Consider the following 3,136-nt stretch of genomic DNA (forward strand, 5'->3'; position numbering starts at 1 on the left):
ATGTAATAACCATTATCACCTTCCATGCGAAATCAGATTGCAGCTTAAAGTGGACTGCCTTGTATGGCAATATGGAAGTATGACTTTTATCATTCGATAGCTAATTATTCATTATAGGAACCAAAAAGGCCTCCATCGAAACCAAAAATGAGATTCAATTGGGGGCAAATAAATATGCTAAGTACCTAATGGTTTGACCAGAAACATAAAGTTAACTATTTACAGATTTATCCATTAGTTTGCGATGAATGCATTTTTATAGAATCCGTAGAATGCTCCCGGCATAGTAAAGGCAACTCCATCATATAGTGGTATCAAGGCTTTATTCGTTCTCCCATATGATGTCGAGTTTTCCAACTCAATAGCACCGAATCGCTTATATTTACTTGCCCCTGCGGCAAAGAAACATATTCTCGCTGAGGTCTCTTTGGTTGCAGGATATTTAGTTCCTACGATGTTTATAACATCGCCCTTGGTATCTTCAATAAGAGAGCTGTCCATCGTTTGCAATAGTTCAAGTATGGTATAGTTTCCATCTTGATCCATTGTTAGTGTGTAATGGTAAAGATTATCATCATAATATTTTGACTTAAATGTATAAAACAAATGAACTGTCGTATCAATAACTACAGATGTCAATAAAGAAAACATTCCACGACTACCATTTGTCGTGGTATCCTCCTCTTGAAAGCAGTTATAAAATTCAATAACCCGAGAGAAACTATTTCCACGCATTTGATAGATATGTGAGCGAGTGAATACTACAAACATCGTATCATCAAGTTCATTAATTGCAGATATATCCAATGGAATCTCATTTACACCTTGGCTATAGTCAATAACACCATCTGATATACAAGAAGGGAGAGGGGGTATTTCAATCCCATCACTTATAAACAGGCGATCTCCCCATTGTGAACCTGGAACATCAGACTCATATGCTTTTGCACTAAATAGAACTCTAGTCTTACCAGATGAAGAGCGAGATTCGACCACTTGGGTACAGCCATTCCTTTCAAATGAGCTTGATATGTTCCATCCATCCAACCGATGCGTGCCATTCTTAAAAAATGTTTTGGAATCACCTACTTTAGGATCATATAAATTGCCAAAATAATATATTTTACCATTTTGAGCGGTAATTAGAGCTCCTCGCTCTGGATAGTCCCGACTATCTTGTGTCGTAAGACTATCATGCCAGTCCGTATCCATCGTCCTTGTATTGAATGGTGCAGTATACTTCCCCCAATAATCTTGAGCCATGCATACAAAGTTTCCACTGTCTGGATGAATTAAATCAGCAGGCCTCATTACATCATCAGTGAAAATCTGGATCGGTGTAGGAGGAATAGGCTCTTGGTGCAACAGACTATAAATCCACTGAGCAATGGCAATGATGATACCTACAACGGCAATAACTATTCCAAGTGGGCCTGTCGATATACCTAGCACAGCAGCAATTGAAATCATAAATGTTGCGCCCGCTAAAAACATATTAATTGACGCAAAAACAATATCAGCAACACTTCCATTCTCAATAGCTTGTGCCAAGCTATAAGCCGCAAAGGCAGCCCCCAAAGCTGAAAGAACTACAAAGCACTTTTCTATAATTGATTTTACACTAGAACTCCCCATAAATAGCTTTTCTGCAACATTTCTTTCCGGACTAAATATAAATGAAACCCTTCCTTGTGTACATAAACTGCGCATGAATCGACCAAACTTACTCATTGTATTGGCAATTGCATCTGTAAGCGGTTGCTCATTACCAAATAGCATAGTTGTGAGTTTGGTCAAAATTAGCTCATAAGAAGCAGTGAGACCGTCATTGAATAGACCTATACCCAGCTCAGCCAACGCTAATGGAGACGTATCCCCATCACGATCTGATGCGCTAGCCCAACTAAAATGACTCAATGCAAGCAGCATCGCAAAACTACTTACAAACATATCCCCACGTGAGCGTCTTGCTGTTTCCAAAGCAGGAAATTTTTCAATTATTTTCCTATGTGCCGCATTATCTCCCAAGGTCAAGTCGGTGAAATCAATCTCATTAAGTGCAGCCCAAAATATAGTTGGGGGGGTTATCTCGAAGAATTCTTTCCAGTATGAAGTTACTTCCTCATTCCCAGTATTTTGACTCTGAAGATAGTTCTGAACGTCATTAAAACTATCGTCTCGTCCAAGTACCGAATTATTTTCTTGACTGTTACCCCAACTCATGCTCATAGCTAGACCGCTATAAACCGCTCCATATAGCATTCGTTCGAAGTCTCGCAATTCATGCTCTGGAATTTTGTCTGGTGAAGAACAGTTCAGAGCCCGCACCTTATGGAATGTGTTATAGACCTTATGCATAGCTGATGAGAAGGCTGCTTGATTAGCCTCTTGTGCTTGAAAGCAAGAAATCAACATCTCCAGAGTCGAGCTTTCTTGATAATAGTTCATCAATTTTCTAGCCCAATCACTACCTTTAAATCCCTGCAAGGCATGAGATTGGCACTCTTGGGTTGCAATGGCATAGAGCCGATCCATAATTTCGCGAAAAGCTTCACCTTTCTCAACAACCTGCTTTTTTGCATTTACCTTGATCATATCCCATGAATTGTAGGCAACACGATCTCTTACTGACACATCAGTTTGAGTTGCATAGCTGTTTTGCAATAAGCTGCTTATGTATTCAGTCACATTACTGACAAAGAATTCTTTGTATTGATCAAATATACCATTCAGAGAATCATAACCATCGTTCATCTCTAAAATATTATTGTTAGGGGCAAGATTGAGTCGTTCTGAAAGAGCCCCTTGCTGCTGCTGAAACTCTTTTTTCATTAGTTCTTGAAACATAACATGAGAAAAATAGAGAGCTTCATCAGTATCAACTTCGAAGTGGATGGTGTCAGAATCTGGAATTAAGTTACTACTCTTTACATAGTAGTCGATATTATCTAACTCATTAATATCATTGCCTGTTTTTTCTATAAGCCAACTAGCTGCTTTAGCAGAGACAGGAAAAGCAGAACTCGCAGCCATAGTGATAATTGAGGCAGATGAAAATGTTAGAAACTGGCGACGACTTTGTGGCATTGCATTTTTTATAAAATCCTGTAGGTCAAACATACGGTTACCTCTTACC

The 3,136-nt window shown here is 39.0% G+C and carries 1 protein-coding gene; it reads right to left on the reverse strand.

Annotation, left to right across the window (positions count from 1 at the left end):
* Positions 1–234: 234 nt before the first annotated feature.
* Positions 235–3,120 carry a hypothetical protein gene (locus AACS24_RS02175; protein ID WP_108572230.1) on the reverse strand — a complete coding sequence of 962 codons (2,886 nt, stop codon included), beginning with the start codon at positions 3,118–3,120 and terminating at the stop codon, positions 235–237.
* Positions 3,121–3,136 lie beyond the last annotated feature (16 nt).

It is taken from the genome of Aeromonas sp. HMWF016, assembly GCF_963878195.1.
Lineage (GTDB): Bacteria > Pseudomonadota > Gammaproteobacteria > Enterobacterales > Aeromonadaceae > Aeromonas > Aeromonas lacus.

Excerpts from the sequence above, each read along its gene's own strand:
- AACS24_RS02175 (WP_108572230.1), bottom strand. The coding sequence starts at position 3,120 with ATGTTTGACCTACAGGATTTTATAAAAAATGCAATGCCACAAAGTCGT.